The organism is Diaphorobacter sp. LI3, assembly GCF_022807955.1.
Taxonomy (GTDB): Bacteria; Pseudomonadota; Gammaproteobacteria; order Burkholderiales; family Burkholderiaceae_C; genus Diaphorobacter; species Diaphorobacter nitroreducens.
This window is the reverse complement of sequence record NZ_CP094346.1, coordinates 1,461,650-1,483,211: the sequence shown is the minus strand read 5'-3', so window position 1 is coordinate 1,483,211 and position 21,562 is coordinate 1,461,650. Positions and strand designations below refer to the sequence as shown.

Here is a 21,562-nt window from a genome sequence, read left to right as displayed (position 1 = left end):
GTGGTTCACCCCGTTGGCTTACTTCTCTTTGCCGAACAGGCCGGCGGGGCGGATGAGCAGGACGATGGCCATGATGACGAACACGACGGTGGACGAGGCTTCGGGGTAGAACACCTTGGTGAAGCCCTCGATCACGCCCAGGCCCAGGCCGGTGAGGATGGAGCCCATGATGGAGCCCATGCCGCCGATCACCACCACCGCGAACACGACGATGATGAGGTTCTGGCCCATCAGCGGCGTGACCTGGTACACGGGCGCCGCCAGCACGCCGGCGAAGGCCGCGAGCGCTGCGCCGAAGGCGTAGGTCAGCGTCACCATGACGGGCACGTTGACGCCGAAGGCTTCCACCAGGCGGGGGTTCTCGGTACCGGCGCGCAGGTAGGCGCCCAGCTTGGTCTTCTCGATCACGTACCAGGTGGCGATGCACACCACGATGGAGGCCACCACCACCCAGGCGCGGTAGTTGGGCAGGATCATGAAGCCCAGGTTGGTCGCGCCCTCCAGCAGCTCGGGCGTGTCGTAGCCCAGGCCGGAGACGCCGTAGATCGAGCGGAACACGCCCTCGATCATCAGCGTGAGGCCCAGCGTGAGCAGCAGGCCGTACAGGTGGTCGAGCTTGTAGATCCAGCGCAGCAGGAGCCGCTCGATCACCACACCGATCACCCCTACGATCAGCGGAGCACAGATCAGCATCACCCAGTAGTTGACGCCGAAGTAGTTCATGGCCATCCAGGTGATCAGCGCCCCCAGCATGAACAGCGCACCATGCGCGAAGTTGATCACGTTGAGCAGGCCGAAGATGACGGCCAGCCCCAAACTGAGGATCGCGTAGAACGAGCCATTGACCAGCCCCAGGAGGAGCTGACTCAGCATGGCCGGCAATGAAACACCAAAAATTTCCATGGGAACTGAACGCTGATGTAGGGGAGTCGGATCAGGAGAGCAGCGCGATCACTTCCAGAGGGCGCACTTGCTCTCGGCCTTGGTGGTGAACACCTGTTCACCCGGCAGTTTCTTGATGAGCTTGTAGTAGTCCCAGGTGCCCTTGGACTCTGACGGCGACTTCACCTGCATGAGGTACATGTCGTGCACGTAGCGGCCGTCGGCACGCAGGTAGCCGGAACCGAAGAAATCGTTCATCTTCATGGCGCGCCAGGCCTCCATCACCTTGTCGGCGTCGGTGGTCTTGGCGGCCTCGACGGCCTTCAGGTAGTTCATCGTGGCCGAGTAGTCGGCAGCCTGGATCTCGGTGGGGCGGCGCTTGGTCTTGGCCATGAACTTGTCGGCGAACTTGCGCGTCTCGTCGTTCAGGTCCCAGTACCAGCTGGTGGTGAACTGCAGGCCTTCGGTGTTGCGCAGGCCCAGGCTGTGCACGTCGCTGAAGAAGATCAGCAGGCCGGCCAGCTTCATGCTGTTGCCGATGCCGAATTCCTTGGCCGCCTTGATCGAGTTGATGGTGTCGCCGCCGGCATTGGCCAGGCCCAGGATCTGCGCCTTGGAGTTCTGCGCCTGCAGCAGGAAGGACGAGAAGTCGGACGCATTCAGCGGGTGGCGCACCGCGCCCACCACCGTGCCGCCCTTGTCCTTCACGACCTTGGAGGTGTCGGCTTCCAGCGCATGGCCGAAGGCATAGTCCGCCGTCAGAAAGAACCAGCTCTTGCCGCCGCCATCGACGATGGCACCGCCCGTGCCCTTGGCCAAGGCCACGGTGTCGTAGGCGTAGTGCACGGTATAGGGCGTGCACTGGTCGTTGGTCAGCGCAGAGGACGCCGCGCCGTTGTTGATCATCACGCGCTTTTTCTCTTCGGCGATCTTGGCCAGCGCCAGCGCAGTGCCGGAGTTGGTGCCGCTGAAGATCATGGTCAGGCCCTGCGTGTCGATCCACTCGCGCGCCTTGCTGGCGGCGATGTCAGCCTTGTTCTGGTGGTCGGCCGTCAGCAGCTCGATGGGTTTGCCCAGCACCTTGCCGCCAAAGTCGTCGATGGCCATCTGGATGGCCACGCCACCGTTCTTGCCTTCCACGTCGGCGTAGAGGCTGGACATGTCGGTGATGAAACCGATCTTGACCTTGTCCTGCGCGTGCGCGGTCGACGCCATGAGCCCTGCGGCCCCGAGCACGAACGCCAATGTCGTGAGCTTCGCTTTCATGTGGTGTCTCCTTTGTCTTTCATGCTTTGGTTTGCAACGTCGACGCGCGCGGTCCCGGGCAGTGCCCGGGGCCGTGGCTCAACTCACTTCCACAGGGCGCACTTGCTCTCGGCCTTGGTGGTGAACACCTGGTCGCCGGGCAGCTTGGCCACGACCTTGTAGTAGTCCCAGGGTTCCTTGGATTCGGAGGGCGACTTCACCTGCATGAGGTACATGTCGTGCACGAAGCGGCCGTCGGCGCGGATCGTGCCCTTGGCATAGAAGTCGTCGATCGGCGTGGACTTGAGCTTCTCCATGACCTTGTCGGCATCGGTAGTGCCGGCGGCTTGCACGGCCTTCAGGTAGTTCATGGTGGCGGAGTAGTCGGCCGCGTGGATGTCCGTAGGCATGCGCTTGGTCTTGGCGAAGAACTTCTTGCCGAACTCGCGCGTCTTGTCGTTCAGGTTCCAGTCCCAGCTGGTGGTCAGCAGCAGGCCTTCGGTGTTGCGCAGGCCCAGGCTGTGGATGTCGGTCAGGAACACCAGCAGGCCGGCCAGCTTCATGTTCTTGTTGATGCCGAATTCCTTGGCCGCCTTGATGGCGTTGATGGTGTCGCCGCCGGCATTGGCCAGGCCCAGGATCTGCGCCTTGGAGTTTTGTGCCTGCAGCAGGAAGGAGGAGAAGTCGGACGCGTTCAGCGGGTGCTTCACGTTGCCTACCACGCGGCCGCCGTTTTCCTTGACCACCTTGGCGGTGTCGTTCTCCAGCGCCTGGCCGAAGGCGTAGTCGGCCGTCAGGAAGAACCAGTCCTTGCCGCCCTGCTTCACCACGGCGCCGCCCGTGCCCTTGGCCAGGGCCACGGTGTCGTAGGCGTAGTGCACGGTGTAGGGCGTGCACTGGTCGTTGGTCAGCGCGGAGGAACCGGCGCCGCTGTTGAAGTACACGCGCTTTTTCTCTTCGGCCACCTTGGCCATGGCCAGGGCAGTGCCGGAGTTGGTGCCACCGAACAGCATCGTCAGGTTCTGCGTGTCGATCCACTCACGTGCCTTGCTGGCAGCGATGTCGGCCTTGTTCTGGTGGTCGGCGGAGAGCAGTTCGATGGGTTTGCCCAGCACCTTGCCGCCGAAGTCGTCGATGGCCATCTGGATGGCCAGAGCACCGTTTTTGCCTTCCACGTCGGCGTAGAGGCTGGACATGTCGGTGATGAAGCCGATCTTCACCTTGTCCTGCGCATGGGCCTGCATGGCGGATACCGCCAGGCCGGCGGCCCCCATCACTGCGACCAGTGTCTTGAGTGTCTTTTGCATTGTTGTCTCCTTGGTGGGTGCGAAACGAATGGGAAAGGGGTCGGTCAGACGCCCAGCAACTGGTTGAGCACGGGCATCTTGGCCTCCAGCTCGTCGGCGCCAAACTGCAGGGCGATCTGGCCGTGCTCCATGACGTAGAAGCGGTCGGCCAGCGGCGCGGCGAAGCGGAAGTTCTGCTCCACCATCACCACCGTGTAGCCCTTCTCGCGCAGCGTGATGATCATGCGTGCCAGCGCCTGCACGATCACGGGCGCCAGGCCTTCGGAAATTTCGTCCAGCAGCAGCAGCTTGGCGCCGGTGCGCAGGATGCGGGCCACGGCCAGCATCTGCTGCTCACCACCCGACAGGCGCGTGCCCTGGCTGTTCTTGCGCTCGGCCAGGTTGGGGAACATGGCGTAGATCTCGTCGATCGACATGCCCGGCGAGCCCGTCTTGAGCACGGGCGGCAGCATCAGGTTCTCCTCGCACGACAGGCTGGAGAAGATGCCGCGCTCTTCGGGGCAGTAGCCCAGGCCCAGGTGCGCGATGCGGTGTGTGGGCAGGTGGATGGTCTCCACGCCGTGGATCTTCACCGAGCCCTTGCGTGCGCCGGTCAGGCCCATGATGGCGCGCATGGTGGAGGTGCGGCCCGCGCCGTTGCGTCCCAGCAGCGTGACCACCTCGCCGGGCTGCACGACCATGTCCACGCCGTGCAGCACGTGCGATTCGCCGTACCAGGCTTCGAGATTGCGGATTTCCAGTGCGGGGGTGCCGGCCATGTCAGTGCGCCCCCTGCAGTTGGCCGTCGGTCGTGCCCATGTACGCTTCCATGACTTGCGGATTCTTTGAGACTTCTTCGTAGGGCCCTTCGGCCAGGACGGCGCCGCGCTGCAGCACCGTGATGCGGTCGGCGATGGTCGAGATGACCTTCATGTTGTGCTCCACCATGAGGATGGTGCGGCCCGCGGAAACCTTCTTGATGAGCTGAGTGACGCGGTCCACGTCCTCGTGGCCCATGCCCTGCGTGGGCTCGTCCAGCAGCATCAGTTCGGGCTCCATGGCCAGCGTGGTGGCGATCTCCAGCGCACGCTTGCGGCCATAGGGCAGGTTCACCGTGACCTCGTCGGCCAGCTCCTGCAGGCCGACCTCGGTCAGCAGTTGCACCGCACGGTCGTTGAGCTGGCTGAGGCTGCGCTCGCTGCGCCAGAAGTGATAGCTCGTGCCCAGCTTGCGCTGCAGGCCCAGGCGCACGTTCTCCATCAGCGTGAGGTGAGGGAACACCGCCGAGATCTGGAACGAGCGAATCACGCCGCGCCGCGCGATCTGCGCCGGATGCTCACGCGTGATGTCGTGGCCGTTGAAATGGATGGTGCCCGACGTGGGCTCCAGGAACTTGGTCAGCAGATTGAAGCAGGTGGTCTTGCCTGCGCCGTTGGGTCCGATCAATGCGTGGATGGACCCGCGGCGCACGCTCAGATTCACATCGCTGACCGCGGTGAAGCCCTTGAATTCCTTGGTGAGGCGGGATGTTTGCAGTATGACGTCGCTCATTGTCATCAGGCACGTGCCGCGCGGGGTGCGCGACACAGACCGTCTCCATGTTTATGTTGCACCGCATCCTAAAGTGCCACCCCGTGCGCCATAACTGGGAGAAATGCCTATGTATAAACGCCTACGTAGGAACGCTTCATGCCCCCGGCCAACACGGGGCCTTGCGGGTCATTCATGCGCTCTCGGCGGCGATCACGATGGCCGACTCCTCGGCCACCATGACGACACGCGAGCGCACGCGCAGCCCCGATCCCGCGGCAGCGAATCCCACCATCTGCATACCCGCCTCCAACTGCGCCGCGACCTCGTCCCCCAACTCGCCGCGCGACACGCGCGCGGCCCGCGCGGCCCAGTGATTGGCGGCACCCGGCGCAGGCGCGCGTGCCGCAGCCAGCACACGCACGGCCGTGGCCTTGCACAGCGCCTGCACGGGCACGCCCGGGCGCAGGCCCAGCAGCTCGGCGCTCTCGCGCGTGATGCGCGAAAACACCTGCAGCTGCGCCGCGTCGCCCGCCCCACGCAGATGCACGCGCACGATCTGCCCACACGCCTGCATGCCTTGCACGATGCAGGGCCATTGGTTGCGCATGCTGGTGCGCACCGCCAGCCGCGCGGCGACCGCCTGTGCGCCGCCGCCCTCGCCCACCCCGGCCAGCACCGTGGCGCGTACCTGCCGCATCGCATCGGCCGCCTCCAGCAACTGCCGCCCCGCGGGCGTGAGGCGCGCGCCGCCGCCGCCCACTCCGCCCACCACGCGCTCCACCAACGGTGCGCCGGCCAGGTTGGTCAGCGTATCCAGCGCCTGCCACGCGGCCTTGTAGCTGACGCCCACGGCACGCGCCGCCTGGGAGATGGAGCCGCCCTGCCCGATCTGGCGCAGGATGTCGATGCGCTTGTCGGCCATGCCATGGCCGAGGGCGTCGAGGAACGATACGGAATGCTGCATGGGCGCGATCATGCCGCCTTGCGCGCACGGGCGCCAAGGCGCTTGGGGCGCACGCGGCATGCTGCAAACGGCAAACGGCAAACGGCAAACGGCATGCACGGTTGGGTAGCTATACTTCCCGCTATTCACAAATGGAATAACGAGGTCCTCTCATGTCCGGTTTCCCTGTCCGCTCCATCCTGTGGTCCGCTCTGGCTGCCGCTGCCCTGCTGCCGGCAGCGCACGCGGGTGAGGTATCGGTGGCCGTGGCCGCCAACTTCACCGCGCCCATGCAACGGATCGCCGCGCAGTTCGAGCAGGACACGGGCCACAAGGCCGTGCTGTCTTTTGGCGCCACGGGCAAGTTCTACGCGCAAATCGCCAACGGCGCGCCGTTCGGGGTGCTGCTGGCGGCCGACGACGCCACGCCGCAGAAGATCGCCCGCGAGGGCCTGGGTAACGGCGCCACGCGCTTCACCTACGCCATCGGCCGGCTGGTGCTGTGGAGCAAGCAGCCCGGCTATGTGGATGCCGAAGGCCAGGTACTGCGCACCGGCGACTGGAAGCACATCGCCATCGCCAACCCCAAGCTGGCGCCCTACGGCCTGGCCGCGATGCAGACGCTGGACAAGCTGGGCCTTGCGGCGCAGGTGCAGCCACGCGTGGTCACGGGCGAGAACATCGGCCAGACCTACCAGTTCGCCGCATCGGGCAACGCGCCACTGGGCTTCGTGGCGCTCTCGCAGGTGATGGAGAACGGCCAGTTGCGCGAAGGCTCGGCCTGGGTCGTGCCCGCCACCATGCACGCACCGATCCGCCAGGACGCCATCGTGCTCCAGCGGGGCAAGGGCAACCCCGCGGCCGACGCGCTCATGCAGTACCTGCGCGGCGAGAAAGCGCGCGCCGTCATCCGTGCCTACGGCTATGATTTTTGAAGCGCCTTGCGCATGATGGCGGGGCATTTCCCAGCCATTCCGACTGACAAACCAGATAAATCAAGCGCCAACAGCTCTTGTTTTCATAGCATTGAACACACCCCTGATCGGCCCTGACGACTGGGCCGCCATCTGGCTCACGCTGCAGCTGGCCAGCGTCACCACCGTGCTGCTGCTGGTGCTGTGCACACCGCTGGCCTGGTGGCTGGCCCACACGCGCTCGCGCTGGCGCGGCCCCGTGGGGGCCGTGGTGGCGCTGCCGCTGGTACTGCCGCCCACGGTGATCGGCTTCTATCTGCTGGTGAGCATGGGGCCAGGCGGCGCCATCGGGCAGCTGACCGAGGCGCTGGGCCTGGGACGGCTGCCGTTCACCTTCCCGGGGCTGGTCGTCGGCTCCCTCGTGTATTCGCTGCCGTTCGCCGTGCAGCCGCTGCAGCGCGCCTTCGAAGCGCTGGGCCGCCGGCCGCTGGAGGTGGCGGCCACGCTGGGCGCCAGCCCGCTGGACCGGTTCTTCAGTGTCGCCCTGCCCTTGGCGCGCCCCGGGTTCGTGACGGCCGCCATCCTGAGCTTTGCGCACACGGTGGGCGAATTCGGCGTGGTGCTCATGCTGGGCGGCAACATCCCCGGCGTGACGCGCGTGGTGTCGGTGCAGATCTACGACCATGTGGAAGCCCTGGAGTACGCCCAGGCGCACTGGCTCGCCGGCGGCATGGTGGCGTTCTCGTTCATCGTGCTCATGCTGCTGCACTGGCTGCAGCCCCGGGGGGGGCGATGACGGGCGCAATGAACGGCATTCACGCCCGGCTGTCTTTGGCGCGGCCGGACTTCACGCTGGACGTGCAGCTGGCGCTGCCGGGCCATGGCGTGACGGCGCTGTTCGGCCCCTCGGGCTGCGGCAAGACCACCTGCTTGCGCGCGCTGGCGGGGCTGGACCGCGCGCGCGGCAGCGTGCAGGTCAACGGCGAAGTCTGGCAGGACGACGCCACCGGCCAGTGGCGCCCCACGCACCAGCGCGCGCTGGGCTATGTGTTCCAGGAGGCCAGCCTGTTCGCGCACCTGGACGTGCGCCGCAACATGGAATACGGCCTGCGCCGCCAGCCGCCCGCACGCCGCCGCGTGTCGCTGGAGCAGGCGGTGGAACTGCTGGGCCTGGGCGCCCTGCTGCCCCGCATGCCCCACACCCTCTCGGGCGGCGAGCGCCAGCGCGTGGCCATTGCGCGGGCTCTCGCCACCAGCCCGCGCGTGCTGCTGATGGACGAGCCCCTGGCTGCACTGGATGCCGCGCGCAAGGCCGAGGTCATGCCCTACCTGGAGCGCCTGCAGCGCAGCCTGGACATTCCCGTGCTCTACGTGAGCCACTCGAGCGACGAGGTGGCCCGGCTGGCCTCCCACTTGGTGCTGCTGCAGGCCGGCCGCGTCACGGCCCAGGGCCCCACGGCCGAGCTGATGGCGCGGCTGGACCTGCCCCTGGCGCACGGCGACGCCGCCGCGGCGCTGGTGCAGGGCCGCGTGCTGGCGCACGACGCGCACGACCAGTTGCTGACCGTGGCCATCGACGGCGGGCAGATTCAGTTGGCCAGCGGCCGCCCGCGCGCCGTGGGCGAGAGCGTGCGTCTGCGCGTGCTGGCGCGCGACGTGAGCCTGGCGCGCACCCGCGCGGCGGACAGCAGCATCCTGAACCTGCTGCCCGCACGCATCACGCAGTTGGCCGACGACGGTCCCGGCCAGGTGCTGGTGGCGCTGGACGCGGCGGGCACCACGCTGCTGGCGCGCATCACGCTGCGCTCTTGCCGCACGCTGGCGCTGGCCGTGGGCGATGAGGTGTTTGCGCAGGTCAAAGGCGTCGCGCTGGTGGACTGAGGCGATCCCTCACCGGACGCACGGCGCTACACGTCATCTAGACCAGCCATGCCGCGGCACGCAGGTGCGCCCACCCATCGCCAAGTTCACCCCCCGCGATGGTGAAGCCGTGCCGCTCGCCGCTCAGGGCGCGGCAAATCCCAGGCGCCGCAGCACGCGCTGCGCGGGCTCGGCCATCAGGGTCTGGGCAAAGTCCAGCGCGGCCTGGGGCGCACCGCGACGCACCGTAAGCCCATAAGCCGCAGCCACCTGCAGCTCTGGCGGCACCTGCACCACCTGCAGCGCCGGCACTTCGCGCTGGGCAGAAACGGCGTTGGTGCAGTAGGTCAGAAACACGTCCGCCCGCCCCTCGGCCATGACCCAGGCATAGGTGCCGCGACCGGGTGGCGCCTTGGGCGAGGTGGGCCCGCCGGTCAGTTGCAGCGCCTTGGCCTCCAGCCGCGCAAAGGCGCCGGGGCGTACCTGCTCTGCCCGGCGAAACAGCTCCCAGGCATAGTCGCCCGACGGGTCCGACTGGGGCGTGGAGGTGCCCAGCCGCATGTCGGCGCGCAGCAGCGTGTCCAGCAGGTTGGCCGTGGTCACCGGCACGCCGGGCGCAGCCAGTGCACACAGGGCATTGCGGGTGAACACCTGCGACGCGCCCCAATCGCCCGCGCGCGCCAGGCGCTGCGGGTGCTCGGTATCGGCGGAGGCGAATACCATGGCCGGCTCGCCGGACTCGATGCGCTCGCGCAGCAGGCCGGACGCCCCGAAGGTCAATGCCACCTTCTGGCCCGTGCGCACCTCGTGCTCACGGGCAATCTCGGTGAAGGCCTCGCGCAAGCTGCCGGCGGCATAGACGGTCACGTTCGTGGCCGCGCCCATGCCCGCGGACGGCGTGCTTGCACCCATTGCTGTGCCGCCAGGCTGGGCACAACCGCTCAACACGGCAGCCATTGCGGCCACGCCGGCCACGCAGAGCAAGGAACGGCGGTCCATGGCATGGCCTTACGGGTTGGCGTTGGGGAAGAACAGCTGCTCGCCGTTGATCTTGTAGCCGGCGATGGCGCTCTGGCCCGCGGGCGAGACCACCCAGTCCACGAACTTCTGCGCCTCAGCCTGCTTCACATGCGGGTGCTTGGCGGGGTTCACCACCATCACGCCATACTGGTTGAACAGGCGCTTGTCGCCTTCCACCAGCACCGCGAGGTTGTCGCGGTTCTTGAAGTTGAGCCAGGTGCCTCGGTCCGTCAGCGCGTACGCACCGCTGGAGGCCGCGATGTTCAGCGCCGGGCCCATGCCGCACCCGCATTCCTTGTAGCCGCTGCCCTTCACGCCCTCGGTGGCGATCTTCCAGTAGCGCAGCTCGGCTGCATGGGTGCCGCTCTTGTCACCGCGCGAGATGAACTCCGCGTTGGCCGCGGCGATCTTCTTGAGCGCGGCGGCGATGTCGTTGCCCTTGGTGCCGGCAGCATCCGCCTTGCCACCCACGAGGATGAAGTCGTTGTACATGACCGGGTAGCGCTTCACGCCCCAGCCGTCGGCCACGAACTTCTCCTCGGCCACCTGGTCGTGCACGAACAGCACGTCGGCGTCGCCGCGGCGCGCCATGTCCAGCGCCTGGCCGGTGCCCACCGCCACCACCTTCACGTCGATACCGGTGGCCTGCTTGAAGGCCGGCAGCAGGTGGGTGAACAGGCCCGACTGCTCGGTCGAGGTGGTCGACGCCATCGTGATGGCCTGTGCCGCAGCGCTGCCATAAACTACCAAAGCAATAGCTGCTACCGCAGTCTGGGTAAGCGCCAGGGGCCAAAAACGCTTGTAACTCTTCATGCCATTTCTCCTTTGACGAACAGACGGGCGGCCTCGGGCAGGGGGCCGTTGAAAAAATCGTGCACGGGCAGGTCCGCCAGCACGCGCCCGTGCTCCAGGTAGAGCACACGGCTGGCCAGGCGCTTGACCTGTCCCAGGTTGTGGCTGCTGAACAGCATGGTCACCGGCTGATCGGGGCCAGCGCTGCCGTGGCTGGCGGCGAAGTCGGCCATCAGCGATTCGATCTCGCGCTTGGCATGCGGGTCCAGGCTGGCGGTGGGCTCGTCCAGCAGCAGCACGTCGGGCCGCAGGGCCCAGGCGCGCGCAAACGCCAGCCGCTGCTGCTGCCCGCCGGACAAGGTGCGCGCGTTCTGCCGCGCGATGTCCTGCAGCCCCACGCGGTGCAGCGCCACGGCGGCCTGGGCGCAGGCCTCCTGCCAGCGCACCCGGCGCAGCCACAATCCCAGCGCCACGTTGTTCAGCGCGCTGGTACGCAACACGAAAGGCCGCTGGAACACCATGGCCACGCGCGGCGCGCCGTCGCGGCGCAGCTGTCCCGCGCTGGGGCGCACCAGGCCGTGCAATGCGCGCAGCAGCGTGCTCTTGCCACTGCCGTTGGCACCCACCAGAGCCACGCGCTCGCCGGGCATCACACGCAGATTGACTCCGTCCAGCGCCTGCACCGCGCCGTAGCGCACGGACAGCTCGCGCAGTGCAAACAACGGCGGCTCGATGGTGGAAACGTCGCCCGGGCTCTCCTCCCCGGGGAGGACAGGTGACGGCAGCGCGCTCATGCCCCCACCCCGGCCAGGCCGCCCACGGCGGCACCATCCACGCGTTCACGCCAGCGGCGCAGCAGCGCAATGCCCACGTTGAGCAACAACACGACGCCCAGCAGCACGAGGCCCAGCGCCAGCGCCAGCGGCAGATCGCCCTTGCTGGTCTCCAGCGCGATGGCGGTGGTCATGACGCGCGTGAAGCCGTCGATGTTGCCGCCCACGATCATCACCGCGCCCACCTCCGAGATGGCGCGGCCGAATGCGGCGATCAGCACCGTGAGCAGCGCATAGCGCTCGTCCCAGGCCACCAACAGGGCACGCAACAGGGTGCCGGCGCCCAGCGAGCGCAACTGCTCGCCATGCAGGCGGTCCACGTCCTCGACCACCTGGCGCGTAAGCGCGGTGACCACGGGCAACACCAGCAGCGCCTGCGCCAGCACCATCGCCTTGAAAGAAAACAGCCAGCCCAGGCTGCCCAGCGGGCCGGTGCGCGACAGCAGCAGGTACACGCCCAGGCCCACCACCACCGAGGGCACGGCCAGCAGGGTATTGAGCACCGCGAGCACCGCGTCGCGCCCGGCAAAGCGCGCCACGCCCAGCCATGCCCCCAGCACCACGCCCGCGCCGCAGGCGAGCAGGCAGGCCGTGGCACTCACGGCGAGCGAACGCACGACGATGGTCCACAAGGCGGCATCGGCGGAGGTGATGAGGTGCAGCGCCGTGGCGACGCTCTGGGTCATTGTGGACATGGGTTGGGCTATCGTATGCAGCAATCCAATACCCGGCGATATGAAAACTTGTGCATAGGATCCAACTCCACTACACGCTCGACCGCGACGCGGACGACGCGCTGATCCGCAATCCCCTGCTCGACATGCTGCAGGCCGTGGCGCAGCAGGGCTCCATCTCGGGCGCGGCGCGCGCGCTGGACCTGTCGTACCGCCACGTGTGGGGCGCACTCAAGCGCTGGGAAGCACAACTGGGCAGCGAGCTCATCATCTGGGGCAAGGGCCAGTCCGCCCAGCTCAGCGAATTCGGCACCAAGCTGCTGTGGGCCGAGCGCCAGGCACAGGCGCGGCTGGCGCCGCAGATCGAGGCGCTGCGCGCCGATCTGGAACGCGCGTTCGCCGTGGCGTTCGACGAACATGCCCACGTGCTCACGCTGTATGCCAGCCACGACGATGCGCTGTCCGTGCTGCGTGCGTTCGCCACCGCGCCCGCCCACGCGGGCCAGGGCGGCGCGCTGCATCTGGACATCCGCTTCACCGGCAGCGTGGACGCGATCCGCGCACTCAACGAAGGGCGGTGCACCATCGCCGGCTTTCACACGCTGGAGGAGCCGGGCATGGACACCCTGGCCGCGCAGACCTACCGCCCGCTGCTGCAGCCGGGGTTGCACAAGGTGATCGGCTTCGCGCGCCGCGCGCAGGGCCTGATCGTGGCGCGCGGCAACCCGCTGGGCCTGACCTCGCTGGCGGACGTGGCGCGCACGGGCGCGCGCTTCGTCAACCGCCCGCTGGGCACGGGCACGCGGGTGCTGCTGACCGACCTGCTCGCGCAGGCGGGCCTGGAACCCGCAGAGATCGAGGGCTACGACCGCGATGAGCCCTCGCACGCCGCGCTGGCGCAGGCCATCGCCGCCGGCAGTGCCGACGTGGGCATGGGCATCGAGCTGGCGGCGCGTGCGCGCGGGCTGGACTTCGTGCCGCTGGTGTACGAGCGCTACCACCTGGCCTGCCTGAAGTCCTCACTGGAGCAGCCGGCCACGCGCGCGCTGCGCGAACTGCTGCAGACCCCTGCCTGGCAACGGCGCATGGCTGCCATGCCCGGCTATGCGCCCATGCACTGCGGCGAAGTGCTGGCCATGAGCCGCGTGCTGCCGTGGTGGAACTTCACGCGCCGCAGGGCCGCGGCGCGTTGACGCCATGAGGCGGGACCGCAGTCCCCGGCCCGGCATCACTTGTAGAGCAGTTGCGGCAGCCACAGACCGATCTGCGGCCACACATACAGCAGCACGATCGCCAGCACCTGGATGCCCATGAACGGCAGCATGCCCAGGAAGATCTGGTTGAGCGTCACATGCGGCGGCGCCACGCCCTTCAGGTAGAACGCCGACATGGCCACGGGCGGCGACAGGAAGGCCGTCTGCAGATTCAGCGCCACCAGCAGGCCGAAGAACAGCGGGTCCACGCCGAAGTGGCTCAGCAGCGGGATGAAGATGGGCATGAAGATCACGATGATCTCCGTCCACTCCAGCGGCCAGCCCAGCAGGAAGATCACCACCTGCGACAGCACCATGAACTCGATCTTGCTCAGGTTCATGGAGAGCACCCACTGCTCGATGAGCTCCTGCCCCCCCAGCAGCGCGAAGGCCGCGGAGAAGATGGCCGAGCCCACGAACAGCCAGCACACCATGGCCGAGGTCTTGGCCGTGAGGTACACCGACTCGCGCACCACATCCATGCTCAGGCGCTTGTAGGCCGCGGCCAGCACGAAGCCGCCGAACGCCCCCATGGCCGCCGCCTCGGTCGGCGTCGCCAGACCGAACACGATGGAGCCCAGCACGGCCATGATCAATGTCAGCAGCGGGAAGAACGAGCCCAGCAGCATCTTGAAGATTTCCAGCCGCGCGAAGCTCAGGAACAGATAGAAGAGCGCGGTGGCCGCACCCAGCACGCCAAACATCACCCACCACCAGGTGGGCGCGGGTTGCGTGGCAGCCTGGGGCGTGGCACCTGCGGTGGAGCCAGGCGGCTCCCCCACCGCGGATGGGGCGGATGGGGCGGACTGCGCGGGCTCGGCGCCGGGGGGTTCGGCCAGCGCACCACTGTCCGCGCCCGGAGGCTCCTGCAGGCCCGTGGATTCCTGCGGCGGTTCTTGCAGACCGCCCTCCACCGGCGGCTCCTGCAAGCCAAACTCCGACGCCACCCGGGGCGAGTTGTCGTTGAAGCCGATGGGTTGGATGCCGTACGCCTCCTCCACCGACACCGTGGTGACCGCACGCCAGCTGCTGGTGGCCAGCAGTACGAACAGCAGCCCCGGCATCACCACCAGTGCCAGTTGCCGCAGCACATAGGCCGTGGGTACCTGCGCATTGCGCTTGCCCTTGAGGGCATCCAGCAAGCGCGCGGGGGCGTATTGCCGCGTCTCGGCGGGCAGCGCGGCGGTCATGGCCGGCAGCACCACCTGCCGCTCCTCGGCCGACAGCGGCGGCGCCCAGGCCGGCTTGAGCTTGGCCATCAGGATCACATACATCACATACAGGCCCGCCAGCATGATGCCGGGGAAGAAGGCGCCCGCGTACAGCTGCACCACCGATACGCCCGCCGTGGCGCCATACAGGATCAGCAGCACCGACGGCGGAATCAGGATGCCTAGGCAGCCACCCGCCGTGATCGCGCCGGCCGACATGGGCGTGCTGTAGCCCGCGCGCAGCATGGCCGGCAGCGCCAGCAGGCCCATCAGCGTGACCACCGCGCCCACGATGCCCGTGGCGGTGGCAAAGATGGCGCAGGTGATCAGCGTGGCCACGGCCAGCGAACCCGGCACGCGCGCCATGGCCAGGTGCAGGCTCTTGAAAAGCTTTTCGATCAGGTTGGCCCGCTCGACCAGGTAGCCCATGAACACGAACAACGGGATGGCGATGAGCACATCGTTGGCCATGCTCTTGTAAGCCGCCTGCACCATCAGGTCCAGCGTGCGCGTGATGTCGCGGTCGTACGCCAGCCAGGTGAAGATCATGCCCATGCCCATGAGCGTGAACGCGGTGGGAAAACCCACCATGATGGCCACCACCACCAGCGACAGCATCAGCAAGCCCAGGTGGCCGCGCGTGACGGTCTCCACGCCCAGCAGCATCCCGACGGCGCCGGCCACCACCAGCGCCATGATGGCAAAGCCGAACCACAGTTCCTTGCGCATCTTCATGGCTTGCCCCCCTGTGCGGCGGATGCGGGAGCCGGCACCTGCAGGTCGCTGTCGTTCACGTGCACCATCTCCTTGAGCTTCTCGACGTCCACCTCTTCCACGTCCTCGCCGCGCCGGGGCCACGCGCCCTGGCGCAGGCAGATCACGCAGCGCGCGATCTCCGCCAGCCCCTGCAGCAGCAGCACCGCGCCGGCCAGGGGGATCACGAACTTGAAGGGGTACAGCGGCAGCGGCGTGGCGGAGAACGTCTGCTCGCGGATGGCCAGCGATTCCTGCGCATAGGTCCAGCCGGCCCAGGTCATGGCCAGCACGCCCGGCAGGAAGAACAGGATGTAGAGCAGCAGGTCCAGCCCGGCCTGCACGCGTGGGCTGAAGAAGCCGTACAGCACGTCGCCGCGCACGTGGCCGTTCTTGGCCAGGGTGTAGGCGCCCGCCAGCATGAACATGGTGCCGTACAGCATGATCTGTGCGTCCAGCACCCAGGCATGGGGGTTGTTCAGCGCATAGCGCGAGAAGACCTCCCAGCAGATCAGGGCCGTCAGGCCCACGACGGCCCAGGCCGCCGCCTTGCCGATGAAGGTGGACACGGCATCGATGCCGAGTAAGAGTTTTTGCATGGCTGGAAGAGAACGCTGCGGCCCCGCGGGGCAATGAACGGATACACGCTGGCCCGGGCGGCACCGCCTGCGCGTGCCCCCGGCCCTCGTCAGAATGAAAGGCAGGCCCGCCGGGCCTGCCGCGGCATCAGCTCTTGCGCTGCGCGAAATAGTGGTTCCAGGCCATCTTGAAGTCGACGTCGGTGTCGTTCTTCCAGCGGCCGCTCCTCTGCGCAAAGGTGCGCATGGAGTCCATCACCTTCTTGAACATGGCGTTCTCTTCGGCTTTCTTGGTCGTGACCTTGTCCCAGGCGGCCAACTGCGCGCGCAGGATGGCGTCCGGCGTCTTGTAGAACTTCACCCCCTGCTTGGATTGCATCTCGGCATAGTCCTTGGCGTAGCGGTCGGCGGCCTTCCAGCTCATGTCGGCGCTGGCGGCCTGCACGGCGTAGTCGATGACCGCCTTCAGCTCCGACGACAGCGCGTCGTACTTGCTCTTGTTGAACAGCACTTCAAACTGCTCGCTGGACTGGTGGAAGCTGTGCAGCATGCAGTTCTTGGCCACGTCGGGAAAGCCCAGCACGCGGTCGCTGGAGGCGTTGTTGAACTCGGCCGCATCCAGCAGGCCGCGGTCCAGCGCGGGCACGATCTCGCCGCCGGGCAGCGGGTTCACGGCCACGCCCATCTCGGTGAACACATCCACCGCCAGCCCCACGGTGCGGAACTTCAGGCCCTTGAGGTCTTCCACGCGTGCCACCGGCTTCTTGAACCAGCCCAGCGGCTGCGTGGGCATGGGGCCGTAGAGCTTGGAGACCACGTCCAGGTTCAGGCTCTTGTAGATCTCGTCGAGCAGCTCCTTACCGCCGCCGTAGTAATGCCACGCGAGCACGCCGTTGGCATCCAGGCCAAAGGCCGGGCCCGAGCCCCACAGCGCCACGGCTTGGTTCTTGCCGTACCAGTAGGCCACCACGCCGTGGCCACCGTCCAGCGTGCCCTTGGCCACGGCATCCAGCAACTGGAAAGCCGGCACCACGGCACCCGCGGGCAACACCTCGATCTTCAGGCGGCTGCCCGCCATGTCGTTGATCTTCTTGGCCAAGTCTCCCGCGAACTCGTGAAAGATATCCTTGGCGGGCCAGGTGCTCTGGAATCGGAACACCGTGGTCTGGGCCGTGCTGATCATGGGCACGGACATGGCTCCCGCGGCAACCGCAGCACCCTTGAGTAGGTTTCGGCGGCCTGGGGTCTTGGTCTGCTCTGTCATCTACTTCACTCCTTGATTGGGATGCCTGGACAATCCAGACCCGTATCTTTGGCGGGTTGCAAACGCACGCCAAAGAGGGTTTACGCGAAGCATCGCGCACCCCACCACGGCGTTCCGCCGCTTTTTGCGCAGTGCACACCTGCGCAGCTCCAGCGCACCGCACCTGTGCAATGCCGTGCATATCTGGCGCAGGGCGCTACGAATTGCGAAGCATGGTGGTGGGGTATGGCCCTGCAATTACTGCGGCGCAGCACGCAGGACCCACTCGGCATTTAGCGGCATGCGCACCACACGCGCCCCAGCGGGGCGGATCATGCGAAGATTGAAGCAAAAACACCGTTAACCCCATAGTGGGAGAGCGCGAGAAGCTATGCTTTTGGAAGCAAGACCCCCCTGCACACCACTTACGCGCCCCACACAGGAGACCTCTGCATGCCCCTTTCTCACACCGCCAGCGGCGACGTCCAGCACGTGCCTTTCGATGACCTGCGCGGCACGCTCGCGCGCATCTTCGAGCGGCATGGCACCAGCGCCGAAGTGGCCGCCGTGCTGGCCCACAACTGCGCCAGCGCCGAACGCGACGGCGCGCACAGCCATGGCGTGTTCCGCATCCCCGGCTACCTGTCGACATTGGCCAGCGGCTGGGTGGACGGCCACGCCGTGCCGCGTGTGGAGGATGTGGCACCCGGTTACCTGGCGGTGGATGCCGGCAATGGCTTCGCCCAACCCGCCTACCGGGCCGCCTATTCGGCGCTGGTGGCCAAGGCGCGCGCGAACGGCGTGGCGCTGCTGGCAATCCGCAACTCGCACCACTTTGCGGCGCTGTGGCCCGACGTGGAGCCGCTGGCTGACGACGGGTTGGTGGCGCTGGCGCTCGTCAACAGCATGGCCTGCGTGGTGCCCAGTGGCGGCACCACGGCGCTCTTCGGCACCAACCCCATCGCCTTCGCCGCGCCCCGCGCGGGCCATGAGCCGCTGGTGTTCGACCTGGCCACCAGCGCCATCGCCCACGGCGACGTGCAAATCGCCGCGCGCGAGGGCCGCCTGCTGCCCGACGGCCACGGCGTGGACCGCCACGGCCAGCCCACGAACGACCCGCGCGCCATCCTGGACGGCGGCGCGCTGCTGCCTTTCGGCGGCGTGCACAGCAGCTACAAGGGCTCGGCCCTGTCGATGATGGTGGAGCTGCTCGCGGCCGCGCTCACGGGCGGCAACTTCTCGTTCGAGTTCGATTGGAGCGCCCACCCCGGCGCACAGACGCCCTGGACGGGCGAGCTGATCATCGCCATCGACCCAGCCAAGAGCGCGGGCCGCAGCTTTGCGCAGCGTTGCGAAGACCTGGTGCAGGCCATGGCGGCCGCGGGCCAGACGCGCCAGCCCGGCGAGCGCCGCTACCGCCAGCGCGCGCGGTCGCTGAAGGACGGCGTACCGCTGCCTGCCACCACCTGGGCCGAGCTGCAGCGCCTCGCCGACGGGCCAATTTAGAAAATTGAATCAAATGGGTCTGCAACGCCCAATTAATAAGCGCTAATAGCTATTAAAACAATAGCATTCGGGTCTTACTCCGGGAACCCCGTCTACTCGCCGCGCACCCGCTCGCCGCGCGCCCGCTTCTCGCGCCGCAGCGCGAACTGCAGACACCCCTGCCCCACCAGCGCCGCGCCCAGCAGCACGCAGGACGAGGCCAGCGCCGGGTTGGAGCCCCAGCCCACCAGCAGGGTGAACAGCGCGCCCAGCGCCATCTGCGCAAAACCGTATAACCCGGCAGCCGCGCCGACGTGGCGCGCATCCACCGTCAGCACCTTGGACAGCGCCGCCGGGCTGGCCATGCCGGCACCCAGCACGAACAGCAGCATCAGCCCCACGGTGGCTTCCAGCGTCAGGTGGCCCAGCAGCTCCAGCGCCAGAAAGACCAGCGCGCAGGCCACACTCACCGCGTTGCCCCAGACCAGCAGCCGGCCCAGCCGCATGCTCAGTGCCAGGCGCCGCGTGAGCGCATTGCCGATCGCCATGCCCACCATCACCACGCCCAGGGCAATGCCCACGTCGCGCAGCGGGTGCCCCAACTGCTCGGTGATGATGAACGGCGCCGCCGCGATGAAGGCATACACCGCCGTGGTCGCGCAACCACCGCCCACCGCATAGGCCACGAAGGTGGGCGAGCGCAAGAGCGCGGCGTAGGCGCGTGCCAGCCGACCCGGGCTCACACGGCCCGTGGGCGTACCCGTTTCGGGCACCTTGTGCCAGGAAAGCAGCAGCGTCGCCACACCGGCCAAGGCCAGTGCCACGAACACCGCCCGCCAGCCGCCCAGCGCCACCAGGCCCGAACCCACCAGCGGCGCCATGCCGGGGCCGACCATCATCATCAAGTTGAGCAGTGCCAGGGTGCGCACGGCCTCCACCGGGCCATTGGTGTCGCGCACCATGGCGCGCCCCAGCGCCAGCCCGGCGCAGCCGCCCAGCGCCTGGATGAACCGCGCAGCGATCAGGGCCGGTGCGGTCGGCGACAGCATGGCAGCGATGCTTCCCGCCGCGTACAGCGCCAGCCCGCCCAGCAGCAGGGGACGCCGTCCCAACGCATCGGACAAGGGGCCGTAGACCAGTTGCCCGAGCGCCAGCCCGACGATGTAGATGCTGATCGTGGCTTGCACCGCCGCGGGCCCCACGCCGAGCGCGCGCGCCGCGTCGGGCAACGCGGGCACGAACATGTGCATGGCCAGGGTGCCGCTCAGGGTGATGAGCACCAGCAGCCACAGCGGGGGTGCGCCGGCAGAAGGCGAAGGGGACGCGCGCATCGCGGAAGGTTAGCAGCCAGGCCGTGGCGCTGGCCGCCGCCGCCGGCCCTCGGCGGACGTCAGACGTCGATGGCCGCGGCCGATCCCGCCTGCTTGCGCAGTTCGAACTTCTGGATCTTGCCGGTGCTGGTCTTGGGCAGTTCGCCGAACACCACGGCGCGCGGCACCTTGAAGCCGGCCAGGTGCTTCTTGCAGTGCGCCACGATGTCCTCGGGCGTGGCCTGCGCGCCCGCCTTCAGCTCAACGAAGGCACAGGGCGTCTCGCCCCACTTGGGGTCGGGCTTGGCGACCACGGCGGCGGCCAGCACGTCGGGGTGGCGGTAGAGCACGTCCTCCACCTCGATGGAGGAGATGTTCTCGCCGCCCGAGATGATGATGTCCTTGCTGCGGTCCTTGATCTTGATGTAGCCGTCGGGGTACTGCACCGCCAGGTCACCACTGTGGAACCAGCCGCCACGGAAGGCCTCCTCGGTGGCCTTGGGGTTCTTCAGGTAGCCCTTCATGGCGATGTTGCCGCGGAACATGATCTCGCCCATGGTCTCGCCGTCGTGCGGCACGGGCTCCATGGTGTCTGGGTTGAGCACCATGGCCGCGCGTTGCAGGTGGTAGCGCACGCCCTGGCGGGCATTGAGGCGCGCACGCTCGCCGATGTCCAGCGCGTCCCAGGCCGCGTGCTTGGCGCAGACGGTGGCCGGGCCGTACACCTCCGTGAGGCCGTACACATGGGTCAGGTCGAACCCCATCTGCTCCATGCCCTCGATCATCGAGGCCGGCGGCGCTGCCCCGGCCACCATGGCCTTCACGCCCGCGGGAACGCCCTCCTTCATCGCCGCAGGCGCGTTGACCAGCAGGCCATGCACGATGGGCGCGCCGCAGTAGTGTGTGACGCCGTGGTTGCGGATGGCGTCGAAGATGGCCTGCGCCTCGACCCGGCGCAGGCACACATTGACGCCCGCGCGCGCCGCCACCGTCCAGGGAAAGCACCAGCCGTTGCAGTGGAACATGGGCAGCGTCCAGAGGTAGACGGCATGCTTGGGCATGTCCCACTCCAGCACGTTGCTGACGGCATTGGTGTGCGCGCCGCGGTGGTGGTAGACCACGCCCTTGGGGTTGCCCGTGGTGCCCGAGGTGTAGTTGAGTGCGATGGCGTCCCACTCGTCGCCGGGCAGTTCCCACGCGAACTGCGCGTCACCCTGGGCCAGGAAGGCCTCGTACGTCAGCGTGCCCAGGCGCTGCGCGGCCGGGCCGTACACGGCGTCTTCCACGTCGATGAGCAGCAGCGGCGCCTGCGACTGGCGCAGCGCCAGCGCCTTGGCCATCACGGGGGCGAATTCGGGGTCCACGATCACCGCCTTGGCCTCGCCGTGGTCCAGCATGAAGGCGATGGTCTCCGGGTCCAGCCGGGTATTCAGCGCATTGAGCACCGCGCCCGCCATGGGCACGCCGAAGTGCGCCTCCACCATCGGCGGGGTGTTGGGCAGCATCACGGCCACGGTGTCGTTCTTGCCGATGCCCGCGCGGCGCAGGCTGCTGGCCAGGCGGCGGCAGCGCGCGTAGGTCTGCCCCCAGGTCTGGCGCAGCTCGCCATGCACGATAGCCAGGCGGTCGGGGTAGACCTCGGCCGTGCGTTCGATGAAGGAGAGGGGCGACAGCGGCGCATGGTTGGCTTCGGTGCGCGGCAGATTCTGGTCGTACATGCTGGTCACGTGCGGGGCTCCTTTGTTTC

20 protein-coding genes are annotated in these 21,562 nt (G+C 67.8%); 5 read left to right on the top strand and 15 right to left on the bottom strand.

The features are described 5' to 3' along the window. Positions 1-18: 18 nt before the first annotated feature. The 6 genes from MRB47_RS06850 to MRB47_RS06825 all read right to left on the bottom strand — a co-directional run bounded on the left by MRB47_RS06850 (position 19) and on the right by MRB47_RS06825 (position 5,922). On the bottom strand, positions 19-903 hold the full coding sequence (locus MRB47_RS06850; RefSeq protein WP_088886333.1) for a branched-chain amino acid ABC transporter permease: 885 nt from the start codon (positions 901-903) through the stop codon (positions 19-21). Between the two features lie 48 nt (positions 904-951). Continuing rightward, complete coding sequence (locus MRB47_RS06845) at positions 952-2,148, bottom strand: ABC transporter substrate-binding protein (protein ID WP_123675978.1); 1,197 nt, start codon at positions 2,146-2,148, stop codon at positions 952-954. Positions 2,149-2,231: 83 nt separating this feature from the next. Next, positions 2,232-3,434, bottom strand: a complete 1,203-nt coding sequence (locus MRB47_RS06840; RefSeq protein ID WP_015913847.1) for an ABC transporter substrate-binding protein — start codon at positions 3,432-3,434, stop codon at positions 2,232-2,234. Between the two features lie 44 nt (positions 3,435-3,478). After that, on the bottom strand, positions 3,479-4,192 hold the full coding sequence (locus tag MRB47_RS06835; protein ID WP_252102287.1) for an ABC transporter ATP-binding protein: 714 nt from the start codon (positions 4,190-4,192) through the stop codon (positions 3,479-3,481). 1 nt (position 4,193) lies between these two features. Next, complete coding sequence (locus tag MRB47_RS06830) at positions 4,194-4,964, bottom strand: ABC transporter ATP-binding protein (RefSeq protein WP_088888483.1); 771 nt, start codon at positions 4,962-4,964, stop codon at positions 4,194-4,196. Between the two features lie 172 nt (positions 4,965-5,136). Beyond that, a complete protein-coding gene (locus MRB47_RS06825; RefSeq protein WP_252102286.1) occupies positions 5,137-5,922 on the bottom strand; it encodes a TOBE domain-containing protein in 786 nt (261 codons plus the stop codon). Positions 5,923-6,062: 140 nt separating this feature from the next. On the opposite strand from MRB47_RS06825, the gene modA reads away from it, so the two are divergent. The 3 genes from modA (at position 6,063) to modC (ending at position 8,684) form a co-directional block, all read left to right on the top strand. Then, the gene (gene modA, locus MRB47_RS06820) at positions 6,063-6,824 is read left to right on the top strand and encodes a molybdate ABC transporter substrate-binding protein (RefSeq protein WP_252102285.1); all 762 of its coding nucleotides are present in this window, start codon (positions 6,063-6,065) and stop codon (positions 6,822-6,824) included. A 91-nt stretch (positions 6,825-6,915) separates the two neighbouring features. Further along, on the top strand, positions 6,916-7,599 hold the full coding sequence (modB, locus tag MRB47_RS06815; protein ID WP_047349501.1) for a molybdate ABC transporter permease subunit: 684 nt from the start codon (positions 6,916-6,918) through the stop codon (positions 7,597-7,599). Between the two features lie 8 nt (positions 7,600-7,607). Further along, positions 7,608-8,684 carry a molybdenum ABC transporter ATP-binding protein gene (gene modC, locus MRB47_RS06810; protein ID WP_411275735.1) on the top strand — a complete coding sequence of 359 codons (1,077 nt, stop codon included), beginning with the start codon at positions 7,608-7,610 and terminating at the stop codon, positions 8,682-8,684. A gap of 123 nt (positions 8,685-8,807) precedes the next feature. On the opposite strand, the gene MRB47_RS06805 is transcribed toward modC, so the two are convergent. From MRB47_RS06805 to MRB47_RS06790, 4 genes are read right to left on the bottom strand one after another with little or no spacing between them, the layout of a single operon-like run. Beyond that, entirely contained in the window at positions 8,808-9,662 is an 855-nt protein-coding gene (locus MRB47_RS06805; RefSeq protein ID WP_252102283.1) for a molybdate ABC transporter substrate-binding protein, read from the bottom strand. Between the two features lie 9 nt (positions 9,663-9,671). Continuing rightward, positions 9,672-10,496: a substrate-binding domain-containing protein gene (locus tag MRB47_RS06800; protein WP_252102282.1), complete on the bottom strand. Its 825-nt coding sequence runs from the start codon at positions 10,494-10,496 to the stop codon at positions 9,672-9,674. Beyond that, entirely contained in the window at positions 10,493-11,269 is a 777-nt protein-coding gene (locus MRB47_RS06795; RefSeq protein ID WP_252102281.1) for a phosphate ABC transporter ATP-binding protein, read from the bottom strand. The genes MRB47_RS06800 and MRB47_RS06795 overlap by 4 nt, the downstream gene beginning before the upstream one ends. Next, a complete protein-coding gene (locus MRB47_RS06790; protein ID WP_011806253.1) occupies positions 11,266-12,003 on the bottom strand; it encodes an ABC transporter permease in 738 nt (245 codons plus the stop codon). The genes MRB47_RS06795 and MRB47_RS06790 overlap by 4 nt, the downstream gene beginning before the upstream one ends. A gap of 50 nt (positions 12,004-12,053) precedes the next feature. On the opposite strand from MRB47_RS06790, the gene MRB47_RS06785 reads away from it, so the two are divergent. Then, a complete protein-coding gene (locus MRB47_RS06785; RefSeq protein ID WP_252102280.1) occupies positions 12,054-13,175 on the top strand; it encodes a substrate-binding domain-containing protein in 1,122 nt (373 codons plus the stop codon). Positions 13,176-13,210: 35 nt separating this feature from the next. Here MRB47_RS06785 and MRB47_RS06780 read toward each other — a convergent pair whose 3' ends face one another. From MRB47_RS06780 to MRB47_RS06770, 3 genes are all read right to left on the bottom strand, one after another. Then, a complete protein-coding gene (locus MRB47_RS06780) occupies positions 13,211-15,181 on the bottom strand; it encodes a TRAP transporter large permease subunit (RefSeq protein WP_252102279.1) in 1,971 nt (656 codons plus the stop codon). Next, positions 15,178-15,798, bottom strand: coding sequence for a TRAP transporter small permease subunit (locus MRB47_RS06775; RefSeq protein ID WP_011806256.1), 621 nt, complete (start codon positions 15,796-15,798; stop codon positions 15,178-15,180). The genes MRB47_RS06780 and MRB47_RS06775 overlap by 4 nt, the downstream gene beginning before the upstream one ends. Before the next feature lie 127 nt (positions 15,799-15,925). Next, positions 15,926-17,041 carry a TRAP transporter substrate-binding protein gene (locus MRB47_RS06770; RefSeq protein ID WP_123675969.1) on the bottom strand — a complete coding sequence of 372 codons (1,116 nt, stop codon included), beginning with the start codon at positions 17,039-17,041 and terminating at the stop codon, positions 15,926-15,928. Positions 17,042-17,473: 432 nt separating this feature from the next. On the opposite strand from MRB47_RS06770, the gene MRB47_RS06765 reads away from it, so the two are divergent. Next, a complete protein-coding gene (locus MRB47_RS06765) occupies positions 17,474-18,526 on the top strand; it encodes an Ldh family oxidoreductase (RefSeq protein ID WP_252102278.1) in 1,053 nt (350 codons plus the stop codon). Between the two features lie 92 nt (positions 18,527-18,618). On the opposite strand, the gene MRB47_RS06760 is transcribed toward MRB47_RS06765, so the two are convergent. Next, complete coding sequence (locus tag MRB47_RS06760; protein ID WP_252102277.1) at positions 18,619-19,836, bottom strand: multidrug effflux MFS transporter; 1,218 nt, start codon at positions 19,834-19,836, stop codon at positions 18,619-18,621. A 59-nt stretch (positions 19,837-19,895) separates the two neighbouring features. Beyond that, positions 19,896-21,542: an acyl-CoA synthetase gene (locus tag MRB47_RS06755; RefSeq protein ID WP_252102276.1), complete on the bottom strand. Its 1,647-nt coding sequence runs from the start codon at positions 21,540-21,542 to the stop codon at positions 19,896-19,898. Positions 21,543-21,562: the final 20 nt, after the last annotated feature.